13 protein-coding genes are annotated in these 21,989 nt (G+C 40.5%); 7 read left to right on the top strand and 6 right to left on the bottom strand.

Annotated features, from left to right (window positions below; translation table 11 throughout):
- Positions 1-51: 51 nt before the first annotated feature.
- The 6 genes from DSM02_RS11730 to DSM02_RS11755 form a co-directional block, all read right to left on the bottom strand.
- Positions 52-1,617, bottom strand: coding sequence for a calcineurin-like phosphoesterase C-terminal domain-containing protein (locus DSM02_RS11730; protein WP_128765816.1), 1,566 nt, complete (start codon positions 1,615-1,617; stop codon positions 52-54).
- 17 nt (positions 1,618-1,634) lie between these two features.
- Positions 1,635-3,071 (bottom strand): SusD/RagB family nutrient-binding outer membrane lipoprotein, encoded by a 1,437-nt coding sequence (locus DSM02_RS11735; RefSeq protein ID WP_128765817.1) that lies wholly within the window; start codon positions 3,069-3,071, stop codon positions 1,635-1,637.
- Between the two features lie 9 nt (positions 3,072-3,080).
- The gene (locus tag DSM02_RS11740) at positions 3,081-6,524 is read right to left on the bottom strand and encodes a SusC/RagA family TonB-linked outer membrane protein (protein ID WP_128765818.1); all 3,444 of its coding nucleotides are present in this window, start codon (positions 6,522-6,524) and stop codon (positions 3,081-3,083) included.
- Positions 6,525-6,581: 57 nt separating this feature from the next.
- Positions 6,582-7,535, bottom strand: coding sequence for a FecR family protein (locus DSM02_RS11745; RefSeq protein ID WP_128765819.1), 954 nt, complete (start codon positions 7,533-7,535; stop codon positions 6,582-6,584).
- A gap of 100 nt (positions 7,536-7,635) precedes the next feature.
- A complete protein-coding gene (locus tag DSM02_RS11750) occupies positions 7,636-8,214 on the bottom strand; it encodes an RNA polymerase sigma-70 factor (RefSeq protein ID WP_128765820.1) in 579 nt (192 codons plus the stop codon).
- A 141-nt stretch (positions 8,215-8,355) separates the two neighbouring features.
- Positions 8,356-9,189, bottom strand: a complete 834-nt coding sequence (locus DSM02_RS11755) for an SdiA-regulated domain-containing protein (RefSeq protein ID WP_128765821.1) — start codon at positions 9,187-9,189, stop codon at positions 8,356-8,358.
- A 275-nt stretch (positions 9,190-9,464) separates the two neighbouring features.
- Between DSM02_RS11755 and DSM02_RS11760 the strand changes: the two genes are divergently transcribed.
- The 7 genes from DSM02_RS11760 (at position 9,465) to DSM02_RS11790 (ending at position 21,986) form a co-directional block, all read left to right on the top strand.
- Positions 9,465-10,685: an MFS transporter gene (locus tag DSM02_RS11760; RefSeq protein ID WP_128765822.1), complete on the top strand. Its 1,221-nt coding sequence runs from the start codon at positions 9,465-9,467 to the stop codon at positions 10,683-10,685.
- A 172-nt stretch (positions 10,686-10,857) separates the two neighbouring features.
- The gene (locus tag DSM02_RS11765; RefSeq protein ID WP_128765823.1) at positions 10,858-13,605 is read left to right on the top strand and encodes a LuxR C-terminal-related transcriptional regulator; all 2,748 of its coding nucleotides are present in this window, start codon (positions 10,858-10,860) and stop codon (positions 13,603-13,605) included.
- Positions 13,606-13,830: 225 nt separating this feature from the next.
- Positions 13,831-16,956 (top strand): SusC/RagA family TonB-linked outer membrane protein, encoded by a 3,126-nt coding sequence (locus DSM02_RS11770; RefSeq protein WP_128765824.1) that lies wholly within the window; start codon positions 13,831-13,833, stop codon positions 16,954-16,956.
- Between the two features lie 11 nt (positions 16,957-16,967).
- On the top strand, positions 16,968-18,392 hold the full coding sequence (locus tag DSM02_RS11775) for a RagB/SusD family nutrient uptake outer membrane protein (RefSeq protein ID WP_128765825.1): 1,425 nt from the start codon (positions 16,968-16,970) through the stop codon (positions 18,390-18,392).
- A gap of 41 nt (positions 18,393-18,433) precedes the next feature.
- A complete protein-coding gene (locus DSM02_RS11780; protein WP_128765826.1) occupies positions 18,434-19,807 on the top strand; it encodes a glucoamylase family protein in 1,374 nt (457 codons plus the stop codon).
- Complete coding sequence (locus DSM02_RS11785; protein WP_164918305.1) at positions 19,803-21,200, top strand: glucoamylase family protein; 1,398 nt, start codon at positions 19,803-19,805, stop codon at positions 21,198-21,200. The genes DSM02_RS11780 and DSM02_RS11785 overlap by 5 nt, the downstream gene beginning before the upstream one ends.
- 6 nt (positions 21,201-21,206) lie before the next feature.
- Positions 21,207-21,986, top strand: coding sequence for a carboxylesterase family protein (locus tag DSM02_RS11790; protein WP_128765827.1), 780 nt, complete (start codon positions 21,207-21,209; stop codon positions 21,984-21,986).
- Positions 21,987-21,989: the final 3 nt, after the last annotated feature.

Below are 21,989 nucleotides of genomic sequence, written 5' to 3' on the forward strand. Positions count from 1 at the left end.
CCGAGATTATTGATGAAGGTGGGCAGGCCCTCGAAACAAGCATTCTTAATACTATTCTAAACGGTATGTTGTTGCACCAGTATGGATTTTTCCGTATTGATCAGTAGCGCGTATTTCTACCCTATGGCTTCCTTTTTTTAATTTAGCAGGAATGTTTCCGCGCCATAAATGTGTGCTGTTGATAGGATTGCTCGATCGGCGGCCTTCCATCAAGGTCTCTGTAGTATCCCACTCATAAACACTGAGTTCGTAAGAAGGATCCTGCTCCTCCACATACTGCATCGGCTTCCACTCCCCGTTATCTACGCGATATTCCACCGTATCGGCAGCACTTCCCATAAAGAAGTTGGCATAGATACCGGCTTTGGTATTTCGGCCTTGTGCCACTACTTTAGGTGCAAACAGCTCCACCTGAAAGTCTTCTGGTTTTCCGGCAACTTTATAGTCTACGCTATATTGATTTCCATCAAAGTGAATGAATGCATAGCCCTTAGGCGTACCGTCCCGCATGGTAGAAACCGGGATTCCCTCTGCGTTTAATTTCCCCGAGTACCAGTCTCCCGAAGTAGTCCCTACGTTATACTCGTGATGCGGTTTCTCCCGCAACCACCCATCTTCTTTTGTAAAATAATCCTGACGCTGAATATGCGTATGTGCCGAGAGACTGAGTGTATTTTCAAACGGAGCTAAGGCTTTAAAGAGCCGCTCCCGGTCTGCATCTCTAAACGGATCACCTTCCGGTTCGCTCAAGGGAATGTGAAAAGCCAATACGATCAATTTATCATTAGGAACCAGCTTCAAGTCATTTTCTACAAATTGGAGTTGGTCTTCTCTAAACCCGCCCCAATAGCCTTTGCCGTCTCGTGGATCAGGATACAGAATATCATCAAGCACGATCACGTGAACCGCACCATAATTGAATGCATAATTCGCCGGACCAAAATGCGCTTCGTATGTCTCATCAGATAGTTGATCACTTGCGGCATCAAAGTTCATATCGTGGTTCCCCATCAGGTTAAACCATGGAATCCCAACGCTTTTAATTGCATCGATATACGGATTAAACAGGTCAAGATTATTCCCAACAAGGTCCCCCAGACTGAGCCCAAAAACCACATCCTGAATACCTGCTACCTCAGCCACAACGCCTTGCGCAAAAAAGTCAACCTCTTCTTGTGTATACGGCTGAGGGTCACCAAAGATCAAAGCAGTAAAGCTGTCTTGCTCCTGAGCAGGCAGCAGTGCAAAATTTACAGATTTTGGTAATTTTCCGGTAGGAGCGATTCCTTTAAAATCAGATGTTGGAGAACCCTCAGGGCGGTAGCTGTAGTAGAATTGCGGCAGGTTGTTTTCGTCAACCGGCAATGTATACCCTGCAGGTTTGATTACAGCAAGTGCCTGCCCGTCTTTTACGCTAAGTTCGTATTTACCTTTTGCATCGGTGGTTATCACGTCTTCCCCATTAGTAACCGAAACTCCCGCAATGCCTTTCTCATTACGGTCTTTTTTACCATTGCCATTAAGATCTTCAAAGACATACCCTTTGGCTTGCTCTTGAGCAGACAATCCTGTTGCAAGTAAACCAGCTATAAGGGTGATTTTTAATGTATTCATCATAAGATTGTATTTACGGTTTAGTTATTGTCCCACCATACTTTGGTGTTGATATTATCCGGGCCACCCAAGAGTTCAAGCGCTTGTTGATAGTTCTCCTGATTACTGATTTGCACATCAGAAGGGTAGAAAAAACGAGACGGCATCACCGCGTCATTTAGCATCGCTTCGGTTGTAGGCAACTCCGGTAATCCGGTGCGTCTGAATTCAAACCACTGTTGATAGTCTACAAAGTACAGCGCGTAGTATTTCTGTAATAAAATCTGCTCTAAAGTCCCGTTATAGGCTGCCGCAGGGTTTTCAAAATAGGTGTCAGTAATTTCTGCTTCCAGCTGCTCGATAGCTGCTGCTACTCCGGCTTCATAATGTTGTTGGGCATTATCTATAAAGCCGCGTTGTGCCATTTCGGCTTTGATAAATTCGATCTCGGCATAAGTCAGTAAAAAGATTTGCATTGGGTTTTCTACCTGAGCTCTATTTAGGGTACTCGCGTTGTACTCAAACTGTGACTCAGGACCTGCATACGCACTGGGTATTCCTTTATAGCCTATAGATACATTGTCTAAATCTTGCGCCATAGTCTGGATTATAGGTCTTCTGGGGTCTTCTAATTCATTTAAATTATCTACAAAGAAGCTCGCCATTTTTACACCAAGTGGAAAATCTTGTGGACGACCCCAAGGGGAGATATTAGGTGTTACTCCGGTTACCTGAAGAATAGCCGACTCTTCCGTGCTTTCAAAAACTGGATACGTCTGCGGATCATTGATGATATTGGTAAGTCTTTGAAGTGCATTGGTCTCGTTTCGGTTAGAAATACGCAACAACAAACGCATCTGCAACGCGTTTGTGAATTTTTGCCATAAGGCCACATCATTAGCAAAGAGAATATCCGCTGCATATACCATATCAAAATCTTGATCATACAAAGCGTTTGCACGTTCTAAATCAGCTAAAATAGTCTCATAGATCCGTTCTTGGGTATCAAAAGCCGGGTAGAAATTCCCCTCTTCTCCATTAACCGCTTCAACCATAGGCACGGGACCAAATAGGTCGGTTAAATTTGAGTAAACCCAGGCTTTTAGCGTTAAAGCTACCGCCTCATAGTTGGGATCTTCAGCGGCTACAGCTGCCAGCTCCATCTCCTTGATATTATTCAGCCAGCGGTAATAATTGTACCAAGAAGAGTTACTGATATTCTGACTCACATCATACCGGTGCAATCCTCCGGATACACTGGGAAACGGCAGGGTCACCTGCATCAAATCAAAAGTAATCGCGTGAGCGCGACCTACATTGTGACTTGCCAACCCATAAATAATTGGGTTGATCAAAGTACCCGGACTGATTTGCGCAATACGGTTAGGGTCTTCATTAATTTCTTCAAAATTGCCCGTACACGCGCACAATAACATCAGAACGCAAAGACCAGTAAATAGTGTTTTTAATTTTTTCATCGCAGTGAATTATAAATTTACTCTTAGATTAAAACCATAGGTTGCCGGCGAAGGCATTTGTCCCATCTCGATTCCGGGAAGGATGGTGTCTCCGTTTAATGCAGCGGTCTCAGGATCATAAATCGGAAAGTCTGATACCGTAGCCAGATTACGCCCAAATACTGAAAGATTAAGTGCCGTGATCCCGCTATTGCCCAACCAGCGTTTAGGAAAGGTATATTGCAAACTCACTTCACGCAGTTTTAAAAACGAAGCATCAAACGAGTTTGACTCTACATTAGCCCTACGGTAATACCGGTTGTACCAATCTGGCGTAATGGCCTCGGTAGTATTTGGACTATACGTGCCATCATCATTAAGCACCACACCATCACCCACAATAAAGCCTTCTTCACGCCCCATAAACGTACTGCGCAGTTTACCCTGCTGGGTAAACTTGTGATTGGATTGCGAATAGATAATTCCTCCATACTGCCCGTCTAGCATGACATTAAGGGTTACAGGACCTAAACTAAAACTGTTATACAGACCGGCTTTCCAGTCTGGGCTGGCATCACCGATGTACTGAATCTCTTCAGGATAAGCCGGTAAACCACCGTTGTCATATACGATTTCACCTTGCGGTGAACGTACAAACCCATAGCCATAGATGGCTGTTGTGGTTCCGCCTACTTTGGCTAATAAGGTTGCATTACCTCCGGAGCCAATTTCTTGTTGCCCATCGATACCGTCTGCCAATTCCAGCACTTTGTTCCAATTGCGAGAGAACGTAAGCGTGCTACTCCATTTAAATTTATCAGCATCAAAGATCTTTCCGGTCAGGGTAAGTTCAATCCCGCGGTTACGTACCTCGCCCGAGTTTAAAACACCAGAGCTATACCCAGTAGTAATGTCTAAAGGCACCGATATGATCTGGTTTTTAGTAAGGGTCTCATAAAGGGTAGCATCCAGAATTAAGCGGCTTTTGAGCAAACGCGCTTCAACCCCGGTCTCATAACTGGTGGTGATCTCCGGTTTAAAATTGGCATTATACAAGTTGGTAGGAACCGTTGCTGAACTTGGAAAAGCACTCTGACTGTAGTATTTACTGGTTTTATAGGGATCTGTATCATTACCTACCTCTGCAAAAGAGAACCGATACTTTAAATAATCTACCACTTTAGGCAAATTGAACATTTCAGAAAGAATCACACTGGCATTCGCTGAAGGATAAAAGAACGAATTGTTGGCGACAGGCAAGGTGCTTGACCAGTCGTTTCTACCGGTTAGGTCAAGAAATAAGGTGTTGTCTAACGAAAGTGAAATCAATTCGTATAAACTGTTTACCTTTTTATTGCGGTCGTAGGTTTGCACGATAGGATTGTTGATTCCGTTAGCGAGTTTGTATACTCCGGGAACCACAAGACCATTTACCGAAGCATCGGTACGGCGGTATTTATAATCCATCGCATTACCTCCTATCGAAGCGTTCAACCCAATGACATCTGACAACTGGTTTTCATAGCTTAGGAGAAAATCAGTATTCACTTCCTGTTTCCAGATGCCCTGGGTTTCGTAAAAACCTTGATTATACCGGTTAATGCTGTAAGGACGTTGTTGCTCCCGATCCTGATTGTAGGTATTTAGCGAAGCCCGAAGCATCAAATCCAGATTAGGCGCAAGGTCTATATTGGTAAAGACATTCCCTACGATCTGGCTGCTCGCCAGCGGATTTGTTGCTTCATAAGCGATCAAATACGGATTGTCTATATACGAACTGAACGGCTGAATCTGCTGAATTTGATTTTGCCCTTCTTGCCAGATGGGGCGCAACCAGTCTAAGTCTACATTAGGATTTTGAAAAATCATAAAGTACGCTATAGAACCGTTATTGTAGCCTGTACTGGGCAGGTTATCGCTGCTGCGGTTGTTATAATTAACCACCGATCCTATTTTAATATGTTCTGAAACCTTATAGTTTGAATTTATAGAAGCCGTAATACGCTCGTAACCGGTATTGGGCATAATCCATTCATTTTTTGAATGCCCTACCGAAAGTCGCATCGAGCCTTTATCATTTCCACCTTGAAGCGATAGGTTATTGGTAAACGTAACTCCTGTACGCCAAAAATCTTTACGGTTATCTTCATACGCCCTCCATGGTTGACGCGTTAAAGATTGCCCTTCGATATTAGGGTCATATTGAAAGAACTCCTGACCCTCAAAACGCGGGCCCCAGGCACTACTGGTACTTCCCGTATTATTTCCATCTTCAGAACCTCCATAGGAATAATAAGGTTCCCCATCTTCATTAAAACTTTTTCCGGTACCCTGCCCGTATTCATATTGCCAATCTGGCCAACGCTGAATCACATCAAGGTTAACGCTAGAAGTGTAGGTAAGGCCTAATCCTGTGGTCTTTTTTCCTGATTTGGTGGTGATGATCAAAGCCCCGTTTGCCGCACGGCTTCCGTATAGTGCTGTTGCACCCGGACCTTTTAATACGGTTACACTTTCGATATCGTCTAGATTGAGATCAGAAATCGCGTTACCATAATCTATAGGAGAATCTTCACCAATATAACTTGCTGAAGAACCTGAAGTGGTCATCTCATTGTTTACCGGTACGCCGTCAATCACGATAAGTGCATTGTTTCCGTTAGGATTTAAGGAGTTATTTCCGCGTAGCGTGATTTGCTGAGAATTTAAAGGTCCGGAACCTGAAGACACAATGTTTAATCCTGCTACTTTTCCTTTTAATCCGGAAGACCAGTTTAAAGGCACAGCCTGTGCAAGATTATCAGATTGAATGGTCGCTTGGGAGAAGCCCAACCGCTTCTCTTCGCGCTTAATCCCTAAAGCTGTTACTACCACTTCATTAAGTGCATTTATATTCTCTTGTAAAACAATGGTGATGTTAGTTCCCGGATTTGCAGCCACGGTTTGTGTTTCAAAACCTACAAAAGACACTTCTAATGTGGCATTAGCCCCTACAGAAAGGTTAAAAACTCCATCAAAATCGGTGGTAACTCCGTTATTGGAACCCTGCTCCATCACTGTAGCTCCGGGCAATGGCACTCCTTCCTGATCGGTTACGACTCCAGAAACCTGTTGCTGCGCTTCACTTTTAACCACGGTAATGGTATTGTTGATTTGCGTAAAGGAAAGTCCTGTTTGTGCGGTGATTTGGTTTAACACCGCACTGAGTCGTACCTCATTTACTACCAGCGTTACCGATGCTGCATTTTTAAGAAGTGTGCTGTCAAAGACGAAGGTAAAATCGGTCTGTTCTTCAAGTGCAGCAAAAACCTCTTTAAGCGGTGCGTCTTGAAGACGTGTGGTAACAAAAACCTCTTCTGAGGATTGATGCCGTGTTGTGGCGCTTGCAGCGTTACTTATAAAAAGCAGCAAAACCGCTAAAAAGTTTAATTTTCGAAAGTAAAACTTTCTCAAAATTTGTAGTTTAGTTTTCATTTTAATAATGGCTATGATTATGGATTTGTAGTCTTATTTAAATTCGGCCCATTGCTGTTACAGCAGCGATGGGTTTTTTAATGGATTGTAGTGTTTTTTTCGGATAACAAAGTGTTTTTGAGTTAAGGTGTCTATTTTAAGATTATTGATAAGCGCAATACTCTGCAGTACCGTCTCTAATGGTTCTTCTTTAAATTTTCCGGTGATTCTGAGTCCTTCAATTGACGTGTCTTCAAACTCAATTTTCACATCATACCAGTTTTCTAATATGCCTGCAGTTTTTATTAAGGTTGTATTATTTAGCGCGATGATATTTTTAGTCCAAGCCATCTGATCTTCACTGTTTACCTGTGCCTGAACAGGAGCATCTAAAGCATTAAAAAGCACTTGCTGGTTTTTGGTCAAATAAACCTTTTCATCGGTTTTTGTATGATGTACCGCTACTTTACCGCTGTTTACGCTTACGGTCACTTCATCTGCTTCATAAGAATTGATATTAAAAGTGGTGCCCAGTACCTGAGTTTGTACTGGACCCGTAGTAATGGTAAACGGATGTAGCGTATCGCGGTGCACTTCAAAATACGCTTCCCCTTGCAGCTCTATCCGGCGGTTTTGCGTAAAATCTTCAGAGTATATTATTTTAGAATTCGCATTTAAAATGATGCTAGAACCATCGGCAAGGGCAAGAGTGCGCTTTTCGCCCTTTCCTGTTTGTTCTGTGATTAACTGCGTTCCGAATACATAAGTACTCAACGAAGCGATACTCAAGAGCCCTATAAAAATGGCCGCATACGTTAACAGGCGTTTATAATTCAGCCCGGGTTTTGACTCTGTTTTTATTCTGGCTTCAATATCTTTTAGAATACGCAACCGGTTTTGGTCACTAGGGTTTGCCTTTAGGTCTAGTTGCTGAAGTTTGTCAACAAAGGTATGCAGTAGGTATTGTTCTTCTTTTGTAGCAGTGCCCAGACGTTGTTTTTCAGCTAATGCCAGGAGTTCTTGTTGAGTCAAAATATCTTGCTTTTACAAGTAAGTCTCCTTTTGTCTCCTACACACGTAGTGTTAAAATCGCATTTAATAATTTGTTTAAATACGCTTTTATCTGTTTACATTATTGAAACATTAAGGTAATAATGAGCGAGAGCTCTCGAACGGGAAGGTTTGATTTTAAATGCTTTAGCGCATCGCTAATATGTTTCTCAACTGTGCGGATGGAAATATTGAGTTTTTCTGCGATTTCTGCATTAGAGACTTCTTCAAATCTGCTGAGCATAAAAACAGTTCTGCACTTGGGCGGAAGTCTATCAATCTCCCGGTGCACCAAAGTTTCAAAATCATTATAATCAAGATTCGTTTCGGCGCGTGAAGGCATTGCGATCTCATCGAGAATGTCCTGATGGTCCTGTGTGAATTTTAAATCTCGCAGGTGTGTAAACACTTTATATTTTACCGCTCTAAACAAATAACCTTCGAGGTTTATGATCGTTGTATTTTCTAGTTTTTCCCAAAGACTTACAAAAACTTCCTGCACAATATCTTCACAAATAGTATCATCTGCATAGATCTGGTAAGCATAGCTAAAAAGACGTTTCCAGTAGCATTCAAAAACACGGTCAAAACCCCTTTTTGGGTTTTCGTGAAGCAGCTGCTGCAACTCCTGATCACTGTATTGTAAAATTTGCCTTTGCATCTGGTATGTGCTTGTGACAAAAAAAGTAAAAAACGAGAATACATTATAGTCTTGCATTTTATCATTGGGTTAAGAATTGATCTTCCCCAAATGATTTACATATTCCATTATCTGCATCGTTTTTACTAATTATAAGAAGAGCTAGTCCAGCTCAACCTCCAGAATATTGGCTGTACCACCGTGCGCTTCATTAGAAATAAAGAGGCGTCCATCTGGACTAAAGGTTATTCCTTCAGGCTGGGCGAAATCATCACTATCGAGGTCGTATACCTTTTTTATAGCTCCAGAAACATCCAAAATCATCAATTTTGGATTTACGCCTTCAAGTATATAGATCTCTCCGGTTTGCGGATGTATCGCCAGATCTGAAGGTCTGAACGTACGTTTACTTTTCTTCTTTTTAAAATCTTTAAGCGCTTTGTCTTTCATATCAATTTTAAAGATCAAGTCTGGTACCATCAATCTTTTATTAAGATCAAAAGCATAAATTCCTTTAATATCTTCATCGTTGGGGTCCTCATCTTTGGGAGCAGTCAGCAACCTGTTATTTTTAGCGTCAAGCGCAAGACTTTCTACATTGCTTTTATGAGACATCGAGGATTGATAGGTCCTCGTTTTTGGCGAATCACTCAGGTAATCACTTACCTCAAAGAGCAAGCCGTCGCTACGCATTACATACGCATTATTTCCATTTACGGCAACGCCTTCATAATCGCCATCATCTGCAAATTCAATGGTTTTGGTGATTTTTGATGTATTCAAATCGTAGCTATAGATCACACCATCCTCATCTTCAATAGCAGCAATTTTACCATTGTCAGTCCAAGAGATTCCCGAGATCTCTTCGAGCTCATCTGGCATCTCCCAAGTTTTTACAATTTTTACTTTATCCTTTTTCTTTTTAAGGTCTATAGTATTAGAGTTTAAAAAAATAAGGCTAACTGCCAGTATACTTAGATATTTAATAAAATGCATGTTCTAATATTTTTAATCCTCATTCAGGCTGAAGCTCTATACCCAAATCAAGGGTTGCTGTAAAGTTCGTTACCCTATTTTTGAATTCTCTTAAAAGGGTGCAAATGTTGTTTCTTACTCCGTTTGTTATTGCCGATTATCAACTTATTGATTTTCAATAGCAAAAATGCGTATTTCTTAAAAATAGAAAAGAAGCTGCATGCTAAAGCATTTAGGCTTAAAGTGTTTCTTAATTTTGTGATTCAAAATTTCAGTTTTAACCGTAAACCAAAACCTTGAAGAGTCTCGCTCAGTTTTTAAGATCAAATTTTAAGACCGTAAGTTTTGGTTGGTCGCTAACCTTTCTTTCCAGTTTTGGACAAACCTTTTTGATCTCACTTTATGTTCCTGAACTGGTAAAAACATTTGCTATTTCTGAAGGAACTTTTGGGAGCATTTATGCGCTGGGCACCGTTATTGCTTCAGTAATACTTATTGCAGTAGGTCACACGATAGATCATAAACCGGTTAAAACGGTGGTATTACTCAATTTCACAGGTTTAATTCTTTCTTGTTTAATTTTGAGTTTTTCACCTTATCACATCAGCTTGCTTATACTTGCAATGATAGGATTACGGCTTACCGGTCAGGGTATGATGAGTCATATTAGTCAAACAGTTATGTCACGCTATTATGGCGCTAATCGTGGGAAAGCACTTAGTGTTGCTGCTCTGGGTTTCCCTATGGGAGAAGCAATTTTCCCCATTTGTATTACAACGATTATCGTTGCTTTTGGATTTGAAATTGCAGCGCAAACCAGCGCAGTATTCTTGATTCTGTGTTTGATTGTTTTTTCTTTTAGAAGTCTCAGTTATTTTGATAAAGAATCACAAGTAGCTAAAAAACCCAGCTTTAAAACGCTTGCAAAAGATTTTGGCGGTATTATAAAAGACAGGCGTTTTGCTGTGTTGATGCCATCTACCTTTATGTTGAGTTTTACATCTACCGCTGTGTTTTTATATCAATACACTTTTGTGGAAGAAAAAGGTTGGTCTGTATCACTTTATGCAGCATTTTTTACCGGATATGCACTAACGCGGTTCATTATGTCTGTCATTGGCGGACTCTGGGTCGATAAGTTTACCGCAAAAAAATTGTATCGATTTTTCTTAATTCCTCAAGCCTTAGGACTTCTACCCTTTGCATTTATGGATAGTATTACAGGTGCGCTTATTTTTCTCATAATGACCGGCATAAGCACAGGCGTTGCCGGCACAGTTAAATCTGCAGTATTAGCCGAAGTTTACGGGACCGCAAAGTTGGGTGCAGTAAACAGTCTGTTTTCTATGGGTATGATTTTAAGCACAGCACTGGCACCGTTGCTTATCGGTTTTTTAATTGACCAGGGGGTTGCGTTCCCGTATCTGATGCTCACCTTATTTGGCATGCTGGTCATTGCTATTTTAAATTCACAACGTTTGGGCAACATTCCTGCAATAAAAGAAGTTACTGCATAACTTATATAACGACCTCAATAATTAGGGCAAGTTTAGGTGTAAATGCGGCTCAGGTTACACCAATGCAATTTACTTTTTAATACTTTTACAGTATCCAATTTAAAAGGTACCCGTTAAGCTTTTAGCTTCGGTATTTTTACTTGCAAACGTTATCGTATCTAGCCTACAACATATGTTCTCAAAATATTTATATAGATTCATTCTCGTTGTCCTGCTTCTTTCCGGAACATCAAATTATGCGCAAAACTTTTTTCCACCGGTAACCAATTACAGCAGTAACACGTATAATGCGGCAAGTCAAAACTGGGGCTTAAGCACAGATGCAGACGGAATTTTATATGCAGCGAATAACGAAGGGTTATTGCGTTTTGACGGTCAGCGATGGGAAGTTTTTACATTACCTAACCAGACCATCATACGCTCTGTTTACTGTCTGGGTGATCGTATTTATACCGGCTCTTACGAGGAGTTTGGATACTGGACAAAAACACATGTTGGCGGTTTACAATACACCTCGCTTACACACCTTATTGATACTACGTTTCAAAATGAGGAGTTCTGGCAAATTTATTCGGTAGGAGATGCGGTTTATTTTAGATCCTTCGGAAAGCTGTACCGTTATGAAAATAACAAGATCTCTGCATTTCAGCCAGATTTTGTAATTACCGCCATGACCTTCTTTAAAAATCAACTTTTTCTAGGCGCTAATGATGGAAGGATTTATCGTTTTCAAGCTGAAACATTTAATCCCGTTACTTTTAATACCAATAATTCTAGCGCTATCATTGAGCTTACTTCTTTCAATGGAAAACTGCTCGCCGGAACACGCATCAATGGAATATTCAGTTTTAAAGATGAACAACTCTTTCCCTGGGGAAACCCAAACCTAACTGAATTTTTAAACACAAACGAACTCAACAAAATTGAGCCTTTTAATGAAAGTCTCCTTATTATCGGAACTATTAAAGGGGGTATTTTATATTACAATCCCAAGACACAAACCTTTAAAAATCAGTTTCGCCAAAACGGTCTGCAAAACAATACCGTATTATCACTTCATAAATCAAATACTAAAGTCTGGCTGGGTCTAGATAATGGTATAGATGAGATTATCCCTGATGCTCCCATTCAATATTTTTTAGACAACACCGGGCAGCTGGGAGCTGTTTATGATATTGCCTATTTTAATGATGCCTTTTATGTGGGCAGCAATACCGGAGTACACAAGATCACTGATTCGGGTCTGTTTTTTATTCCCGGTTCTCAAGGACAAATATGGAGTTTCAGCACGATTAATGATCACTTATATGTGAATCACAACCTGGGATTGTTTGAATTGAAAAACGACCGACTCAGTCTTATTTCAGGAGCTTCCGGAAGTTTTAGTCTAACGCAAATCCCTCAATCACAGGAATACATCAACAGCACATACAACGGCTTAAGACGGTATCAAATGCAAGCTGAAAATCTAGAAAACATTCCGCTTTTTGAAGCTGGCGGTGCCCCAGTAGAGCACATTATTTTTGAGGATAAAACGCACTTTTGGGCCGCACATCCGTATAAAGGTTTTTATGCTGCAGATCTTGATTTAGCCGAGTTGAAAATCAGCAACCAGCAGTTTTATACAACTCATGAATCGCTAGACGCTTACAAAACCACTATACATCAAATTGAAGGTCAGACTGCTTTTTACAACGCCGGCAATTGGTATCGCTATAACCGTATAAGTAAAGATCTCGAACTTTTTAAGGATTTAAAATCCTATCGTTCTTATGCTTTACTGAGTAATCAGGAAAACTCGTATTGGTTTAAAAACCGAAATGGAAACGGTCTTGTTTACACAGATTTCAATAAGGACAGTATATTCATTTATGAACCTGTTTTAGAAAGCAGATCTATAAAAAACTATGAACGTATTATAAAGCGTAACGACAGTATTTCTTTGATTACACTGAATGAAGGTTTTGGGAGATTAAATCTTACTCAACTGAAACAAGCCGGCACACGAGAGCAAATGCAAGAACCCTTACTCAGTATGGTTTCTACTTCAAAGGATACATTAGACATTAATGCTTCAATCTTTAAAATAGATTATAATGAATCTGCAACTATTGATTTTGAAGTAGCTGCACCTTCTTTACATAAACCTGAATTTTATTATACTCTTTCTAACGGAAATAAAGACTACACTAAAGGCACACTCTCTTTTCAGAATTTACAATCCGGGAGTTATAAACTCAACATTTGGCCTCTCGTTAACGGGAAACAAGGAGAAAAGCCGCTTACGATAGAGTTTGTGATCAGCAGACCATGGTATTTATCTAATCTGATGATTGTTATCTATGTATTATTGCTTTTTGGAATCATCTTCCTTATTGCAGTAATCAATAAAAATAAACTGAATAAACACCGTAGGGAACTTGAAGAACGTCTGGTTAAGGAACAAGAACGTAAAACCCAGATCGCAGAACGCAATAAACTACTGCAAGAGATCAATACTAAACGCAAAGAACTTGCTAATACAACCTATCTGGCCGCAAAACGTAACAGCAGTTTACTTGATATTAAAAATGAACTGGAGGATGTAAAAGAAAAAGGCGGAAACCCTAAAAAGGTTTCCAACATTCAAAGCAAGATCAATCACATCATCGACGCAAAAGATAACTGGAAGGTTTTTGAAACGACTTTCAAAGAAATCAACGATGATTTCTTCCATCAGTTATTGGAAGATCATCCTGATTTAAGTTCAAAAGATTTAAAACTCTGTGCCTATTTAAAAATGAATTTAAGCACCAAAGAAATTGCTCCACTGATGGCAATTTCGGTTCGTGGAGTAGAGATTCATCGGTATAGATTACGTAAAAAATTAGGTCTAAAAAGCGGTAAGAATTTATCAAAATACCTGATCAAAAATTATTAAATTCTCATACTTCAAAAGCTATTTTAACTAAAAAATACTTTCTCAACACTACATCAAGGCAGTTTACGAAAACGTTATAATTACATTTTTTAAATTATAAATAACTACAAAACAACAAGTTATTATAATTTAACAATCTGATGTGTTTTTTATGTAGCTATATTAACTTATTCCTCTGCTATATTGACCCCAAAATCATAAAAACCAATTCAAATTTTAGTGTGTATGAAACTTAAAATAACTTTTCTGTTATTTCTGTCACTCGTTACTTTTGGAGTAACAGCACAGGATACAAAAACAGTAACGGGTACTGTTATAGATACTCGTGATGTGCCATTACCGGGAGCAGAAGTTAAAGTTGTTGACAAAGACAACTATGCTGTTACCGATTTTGACGGAAACTTTTCATTAGACGTTGTAGTAGGAGATCAAGTACGTGTAACGTATTTAGGTTTTGAAGCTCAAACATTTTCTATAACTAATGACGCTACATATAATATAGTGTTGCAAGATCAGTCGAGCGAACTTGATGAAGTGGTTGTTGTAGGGTATGGTAATCAGAAAAAATCTGATATTACCGGAGCGATCGTTTCTGTTGATAGTGAAGAGATTACTAAGCAACCTGCTACTTCTGCTTTGACTTCTGTTCAGGGTAAAGTTGCCGGTGTTAATATTATCGCAAACGATGCACCCGGTTCTACACCTACAGTTTTAATGCGTGGTCTGGGTACTGCAGAAGGAGGTAGATCTCCTCTTTATATCGTAGATGGCCAACCATTGACTGATATTACCAGCATCAACCCTAACGACATTGAATCAATCGATTTCTTAAAGGGAGCTTCCTATGCCAACATTTATGGTATTCGTGCTGCAAACGGTGTTATTCTGATCACTACTAAACGTGGTAAGCAAGGTAAAACCGTATTTTCTTTTGAGTCGTATTATGGAGCTAAAACCATCTTAAACCCACTTAAGATGGCAAATGCACAGCAGTATACGCAATATTTTAATGAGGAAAGTGCTGCAAATGGAGGCTTTTTACTTCAACAAAATCAACGTTATAATACGGACTGGTATGATGAATTACTACAAACGGGTACCATTAACAACAATAGTTTTTCGGTTTCAGGAGCAGGAGAAAACATAGACTATTTCTTGAGCTACAACCTGTACCAAGAGAAAGGTATTTTAGAAGGTCAGCAGTACAACCGTGGTACTATTCGTAGTAACAACACCTATCACTTATTTAATGACCGTTTGCGTTTTGTACAAAATTTAAACGTTGCTTATACTAATGAAACTCCTAAACCTTTTGGAGCTTTTAGTACAGCCTATCGCCAGTCTCCGTTGGTTCCTGTGCGCTATGACAATGGCCTTTTTGGACAATCTTTTGTAAACCAATCTACCGGAGTTGTAGGGTTTACTACACAGCCTGGCGAAACTTTAGGAAGATTGAATTCACATGGAAATCCAGTTGCCCAAGTGTATTATGAAGACGAGCAAATCAACACTACCAGCCTTCAAGGACAAATCGCTGCAGAGTTTGATATTACAGACGATTTAATGTTAACCACCCGTTTTGGAGCAACAAAATTTTACTCTACTAAGAAAACTTACAATGATATTAGAGGTCAGTGGTTAAATGCAAATCCTAATCGTACAGAGGCTCAATTTGAAGCAGGGAGAATCCCTGACGAAGATGGTGTTTCTACAGAATTTGCCAATAATTCATATACCATTAGACGCTTAGAATCATATCGTTGGAATATTGAAAGTTTCTTAACATATAATAAATCCTTTGATGAGCACAACCTGAGTGCTACTTTAGGTATTAGCCGTGAAAACTATCAAGGAGGTGAGTTTACCGAGGCTCAGGCTTATGATATAAGACCAGAGCGCAACCTGCGTAACTTCAACTTGAGAACCAGTCAGTTATTTAATGATAACGTAGACGGTGATACGTATCAAAGCACCAATCTACAGTCCTACTTTGGTCGCGTAGAATACAATTATGATCAACGTTACTATGTTAGAGCAGTAATAAGACGTGATGGAACCAGTGATTTTGCCACCGGTGACAACAACTTCTTTGGATATTTCCCAGCGGTAAGTTTAGGTTGGACGATGACTAACGAAGCCTTTATGGAAGATAACGGCGTGTTAGACAACCTGAAATTCTTTGCTGGTTGGGGTAAATTGGGTAACCAGGCAATTCCTTTTAACGTACAGTCTATTGATGCAGGAGCAGGAAGCCGCAATACCAATTATGTTTTTGGTCCTTTACAGAGTTTAACTGTAGGAGCAGCCTTAGGTACTCCTGCAATACCACTTTCTTGGGAGGTCACTGAGGAATTTGAAGCTGGTTTTGACTTTGCGTTATTCAACCGTAAACTGTCTGGTACTATTGACTACTACAACCGTTTGAATACTAATGCAATCTTAAGCGTACGCCCTCTATTAAATTCTGAGTACAGTAATAACTTCTTTGATGAAGCTGCTGAAATCTCTAACTCTGGTTTTGAATTTCTATTAAACTGGAGAGATCAAATAGGATCAGACTTTAGCTATAATATTGGCCTAAACCTTTCAACAAATAAAAACCGCGTTCAAAATGTAAAACCAGCTTATGACGGTGCCATAGGTGGTAGCTTGGGTAACGGCCGTATTACCAAACGTCTTGCAGAAGGTCAACCAATTTTTGCGTGGTGGATGTACGAAGCAGATGGCGTATGGCAAACTCAAGATGAAATTGAAAGCAATCCTTCTTTAGTAAGCGCTGCTCCCGGACACTTGCGTTACAAAGATCAAAATGGAGATGGTGTGATTGATGATCGTGATAAGAAATACTTTGGCTCTTATATTCCTACCTATAACTACGGGATCAATCTAGGTGCAAACTACAAAAACTTTGACTTGAGTGTTACTGGTTTTGGTGTTGGTGGCAATAAGGTTTACAACGGCCTATACAACACCCGTTTAGGTGGTGAGAATATTTCACAAGAAATCTTCAACAAAAGATGGACAGGACCAGGTTCTACCAATGTGAATCCAGGAGCTGATCGAGATGTTGAAGCCTCTTCGTATTACTTAGAAGATGGTTCTTATTTTAGAATCAACAACATTACTGTAGGATACACCTTGCCTGAAATATCTTCTTTTATAAACAGTGCACGGGTCTATGTAACGCTACAAAACCCATTTATGTTCACAAAATACTCTGGTTTCACTCCAGAATTGAATCAAGGAGACAGGCGTGATAATGATGGAGACCCTACAAATACAACAGGTATCGAGCTTTCACCATATCCTAATACGCGTTCGTTCATTGTTGGAGCAAACTTCAAATTATAAAAACAAAGACTATGAAATTTATATATAAAACACTCTTATTAAGCCTGTTTACCGGGCTTGTCTTTAGCAGTTGTGATGATTTTGTTGAAGAAGTAGATATTGTAGATCCTGTTGCCGAAGAAGGCGAAGATTATCAACCCGTTGATTTTGTAAATGGTGTTTATGGGATGCATACTGAGTTTTCTTATGCATTCTCTTACCTAGGAATCACCGATATGATCTCTGATAATTCAGATAAGGGAAGTTCGCCTACAGATAGCGGTACAGACAAGCGTGCTTTAGATGAATTAAACTTCACCTCATCTTCTATTTCAGTAACTGCTATGTGGACGATTTGGTACAAAACCATCGGTAGAGCTTCACAAACAATAGAAATAGCAAATACTTTTGAAGGTCAAACAGCAGTACCTAGCGCTCGCGTTATTGGTGAAGCAAAATTTTTAAGAGCCCTTAACTATTTCTGGTTGGTTCGTTCTTTTGGAGCAATCCCTATTCAAGAAATCAACCTAGTAGAACGCGCTCCTGTTGAAGAGGTTTATGATTATATCGAGCAAGACTTAGTAGACGCGATTGATGCGCTTCCTCTTAAAAGTGATTATACTAACACAGAGCTAGGTCGTGCAACTAAGGGTGCTGCTCAGGGTTTATTAGCCAAAGTTTACTTATATCAAAAAAAATGGCAAGAAGCCGCTGATATAGCAAATACAGTGATCACTTCTAATCAGTATAGCTTAGATCCTAATTATGCTAATGTATGGAGAGTAACCGGTGAAAATGGTCCGGGTTCTTTATTTGAAATTCAAGCACGTGGAGAAATTCCTCAGCATGGTGTGCAACAGTACTCTCAAGTACAAGGAGCTCGTGGTGGTGATAACGGTTGGGGCTGGGGCTTCAATACACCTTCTCAAAACTTAGAAGATGCGTTTAACGCAGCAGGTGACAACATTCGCCGTGATGCTACCATTATTTTTGCAGGTGAAACCTTGTTTGATGGTCGGATAGTTGACGCCGGTGTAGAAAATCCACGTTATAGCGAAAAGGCCTATTCTTCTGCAAATGCAGGACAAAGTGATGGCGATAAGAACATTAGAGTGTTGCGTTATGCGGAAGTACTCCTTATTCGTGCTGAAGCTTTAAACGAACTTGGACAAACCAGTGCTGCTTTAGCACCTCTCAATTTAGTTAGATCTCGTGTTGAGTTACCAGCAGTAACTTCTACAGATCAAGGAACCGTACGTCAGGCTATCTGGACGGAACGTCGTCTGGAATTAGCTATGGAGCACGACCGCTGGTTTGATCTTGTGCGTACCGGTCAGGCTGAATCTGCAATGGCGGCAGATGGTAAAACATTTATTGTTGGTAAACACGAATTATTCCCGATCCCTAACAATCAGTTGGTTCAAACTCCTGAAATGGGACAGAACCCGGGATACTAATTCAATAAATTTTAATCTCGATCATCGAATAAAAAGTAATTATGCGATATATTTTAATTGGGTTGATCCTACTATCCCTGCCAGGATGTAAGGGTCGTGATTCTGAAGCAGAAAAACGGGAAGTGCAAGACACTTCCCAGATTTCTCCTTCTAATGATGAAGAGAGTCTCCTAGACTCGGTACAAAAACAAACCATTAATTATTTCTGGGATGGAGCCAATACAAATTCCGGGCTCGCTCCAGAGCGTATTCATCTGGATGACATTTATCCTTCTAACGATAAGAATGTAGTAACTATTGGCGGCACCGGTTTTGGTCTTATGGCAATTCTCGCCGGAGCAGAACGTGGTTTCATTCCTAAAGATTCAGCATTTGCCCGCTTTCAGAAAATGGTTGATTTCTTAGATAATGCAGACCGTTTTCATGGTGCCTGGCCACACTGGCTAGACGGGACAACCGGTAAGGTGAAACCTTTCAGTAAATATGATGATGGTGGCGATCTGGTAGAAACTGCTTTTCTGGTTCAGGGATTACTTAGCGTTGCTGAATACTACAAAGGCGGCAGTGACGAAGAGAAAGCGCTTGCTGCTCAAATTCAAAGAATGTGGGAAGAAGTTGAATGGGACTGGTATACACAAGGTAAAGACGTGCTCTATTGGCACTGGTCACCTAATGTAGGCTGGAAGATGAACTTCCCCGTAGGAGGTTATAACGAGGCGCTTATTATGTATGTACTTGCAGCGGCATCTCCTACACACCCTATCACAAAGGCTGTTTATGAAAAAGGCTGGGCTATTGATGGTAAGATCGCTCAGGATACAACTATGTATGGTATGCGTACTGTTCTCAACCACTTTGAACACGATGATGCTCCTGTAGGTCCACTTTTCTGGGCGCATTATTCTTATTTAGGATTAAACCCAAAAGGGCTTTCTGATCAATATGGAGATTATTGGAAACTCAATGTAAACCACGCGAAGATTCAATATGAATATGCTGTTGAAAATCCAAAAGGTTTTAAAGGCTATGGGCCCGACCTTTGGGGAATGACTTCGAGCTATTCTATGAAAGGCTATGCCGGGCATCGTCCAGGTAATGACCTTGGGGTCATATCACCCACTGCTGCTTTATCATCTATGCCTTACACCCCTAAAGAAAGTCAGGCTTTTTTACACCATATGTATACCGATTTAGATTCTCTTGTTGGAAAATATGGTCCGTATGATGCGTTTAGCTTACAAGAGGATTGGTATTTACCGCGCTATTTAGCGATTGATCAAGGTCCTATCCCGGTGATGATTGAAAACTACCGAAGCGGCTTGCTTTGGGATCTGTTTATGAAAAATGAAGAAGTACTCAACGGACTTAGAAAACTAGGTTTTGAGAGTCCGTATCTAAAAAACGAAGAGGATTAAAAATTTAATTTACATAGTATTTGTATTGAGCCTATTAGGGTGTTCTAGCGACAGCAGCGATGCTGTCGCCGACATCCCTGATGAAACTCCTGACGAGGGAAATGGTGGTGAGAACCCCACTACAGAACCTGACTTGACTGATGAAGAACTTTTAGATCTTACGCAGGAGGAAACATTCACGTATTTCTGGGATTATGCCAATGCCGAATCGGGTGCAGCTAAAGAACGCTACATTCCTGCAAATCCTACCCAGGACCAGCACGTTGTTGCTTCGGGCGGCACCGGCTTTGGACTAATGGGAATTCTGGTGGGGATTGAAAGACAGTTTATTTCAAGAACTGAAGGTTTTAACCGACTTTCAAAAATCATCAATTTTCTGGAAGGAGCAGATCGTTTTCACGGTGCCTGGCCGCATTGGATCAATGGTACAACAGGAAAGGTGATTCCCTTTAGCTCATTAGATGATGGTGCAGATTTAGTAGAGACTTCTTTTGTTGCTCAGGGATTAATAACTGTTGGGGAATATTTCAAAAATGGTTCTGCCGAAGAACAGGCTCTGGCTCAAAAGGCCTTTGAATTGATACATGGTATTGAGTGGAATTGGTTTACGCAAGGCGAAAACGTGCTGTACTGGCACTGGAGTCCGGATAATGAGTTTGCCATAAATCTTAGATTACAAGGGTATAATGAGACCTTAATTACCTATGTTATGGCAGCTGCTTCCAAAGATTTTTCCATTGCGCCTGAAGTCTACAATCAGGGTTGGGCACAAAATGGCGGTATCAAATCTTCGGCAGTGGCTTACGGTTATCCGCTTGAAGTGAAACACGCCGGAGCAGAGCAAACCGGAGGTCCGCTTTTTTGGGCGCATTATTCCTATTTAGGTCTAAATCCTTTTGGTTTATCAGATGCTAATGTAAATTATGAGACAGCTACAACAAACCATGCTTTGAGCAATTATGCATATTGTGTGCAAAATCCGTTAGGATGGCGCGATTACGGGCAGAATCTATGGGGACTCACAGCAAGTTACACAATCAATGCTGACGGAAGTTTAGGTTATAATGCACATGGTCCAGGTGATGACACCGGTGTGATTTCGCCAACTGCCGCGCTGAGTTCCTTTCCGTATACGCCTGAAAAATCCATGGCTGCTTTGCGCAGATTTTATGAACTGAAGAATATTTTACTAGGTCCTGCCGGATTTTACGATGCATTCAGTCCGATTCAAAATTATGAAGTGGCCGAAGCCTATCTAGCCATTGATCAGGGGCCAATTTTGGTTATGATCGAAAATCACCGAAGCGGGCTACTCTGGAAGTTGTTTATGCAAAACGAACGTGTACAGGCCAGTCTTGACAAACTAAATTTCACCTATACCGTACCTCAATAAAATTCAATGAAAAACCAACTTGCATTTATCATCGCGTTGCTGGGTTCAGCTGTTATGCTGGCACAGGACAGCTTTGAACGTGCCGTCTATCACAGCGATGGTGATAGTTTACAGTATCGAATTCAATATCCGTTAAACTACGACAAGGCCAAGCAATATCCACTGGTTTTGTTTCTACACGGCGCCGGGGAGCGTGGTTCTGACAATGAAACACAACTTACTCATGGAGCACAAGTGTTTACTAATACAGGCAACCGCAATGCATTTCCCGCAATTGTGATTTTTCCGCAGTGTCCTAAAGACTCTTACTGGGCAAATGTAGATGTTGATCGAAGCACATACCCCATTGGTATCACTTTTCATCCGGATAAAAAGCCCACACCCCATTTAAAAATGGCTGCGGAATTAGTCAATAGTTTTATTGAAGACGGAAAAGTAGATACTTCACGCGTTTACATTGCAGGATTATCTATGGGGGGAATGGGAACCTATGAAATCGTACAACGTAACCCCGGAACTTTTGCCGCAGCCATTGCGATTTGCGGTGCCGGAAGTACAGATTCTGTAAAAGATTACGCATTAAAAACTCCGTTTTGGGTAATTCACGGCGCTGATGACAATGTAGTAAAACCTACCTACAGTCTACAAATGGCAGAAGCTATGCTAGATGCAGGAGCAAAACCTCGCGTGTCTGTTTATGAGCACGCCAATCACAACAGTTGGGATACTGCCTTTGCAGAACCTGATTTCTTACAATGGCTCTTTAGTCATACAAAAGCAAACTAAAAA

It is taken from the genome of Leeuwenhoekiella polynyae (assembly GCF_004104075.1).
Taxonomy (GTDB): Bacteria; Bacteroidota; Bacteroidia; order Flavobacteriales; family Flavobacteriaceae; genus Leeuwenhoekiella; species Leeuwenhoekiella polynyae.